This is a genomic window from Neisseria sp. P0021.S007 (assembly GCF_051956855.1).
In genome coordinates, this window is the sequence record NZ_JBQCXA010000836.1 from 1 (window position 1) to 585 (window position 585).

At 57.1% G+C, this 585-nt stretch carries 1 protein-coding gene; it reads right to left on the minus strand.

Annotated elements, in window-relative coordinates; translation table 11 throughout:
* Positions 1-3 precede the first annotated feature (3 nt).
* Positions 4-468 carry a low molecular weight protein-tyrosine-phosphatase gene (locus tag ACTHUR_RS16230; RefSeq protein ID WP_107813575.1) on the minus strand — a complete coding sequence of 155 codons (465 nt, stop codon included), beginning with the start codon at positions 466-468 and terminating at the stop codon, positions 4-6.
* Between the last annotated feature and the right edge of the window lie 117 nt (positions 469-585).

Sequence of the window (585 nt, forward strand, 5' to 3'; positions counted from 1 at the left end):
AATTCAAACCAAACCCAGCTTTTTCAGCAGCGCGATGCTGCCTGCGTCCACAAGTCTGAAGGTTTCGTCAAAGTCGCCGGTGTACCACGGGTCGGGGACGTGGCGGTAGCCGCTTTCGGGGATGAGGTCGGTGAGTTTGAAGATTTTGTCGGGGTGTTTGCCGAACATTTTTTCCAATTCGGCGAGGTTGTTGTCGTCCATGGCGATGATGAAGTCGAATTCATCGAAATCTTCGGAACGCACTTTGCTGCTGGTAAAACCTTGATGGTCGATGCCGTGGGCGGCGAGGGTTTTGCGCGTGCCTTGGTGCATGTTTTCGCCGTCGTGCCAGCCTGATGTGCCTGCGCTGTCGGTGCGGACGCGGTGGGCTACGCCTGCTTCGCGGGCGCGGTGGCGCAGGACGTATTCCGCCATGGGGGAGCGGCAGATGTTGCCGAGGCAGACGAAGAGTACGGAATGGTTTTTCATAGGCGGTTTAGGCGTGTTCGGAGAAGAATGGGTTGTGTCCGTCTATGGACAGGGATTGCGCGTAGGTCGGCAGGTCGGCATTTTCCGGTAAAACGTCGTGCAGGATGCGGATATGCT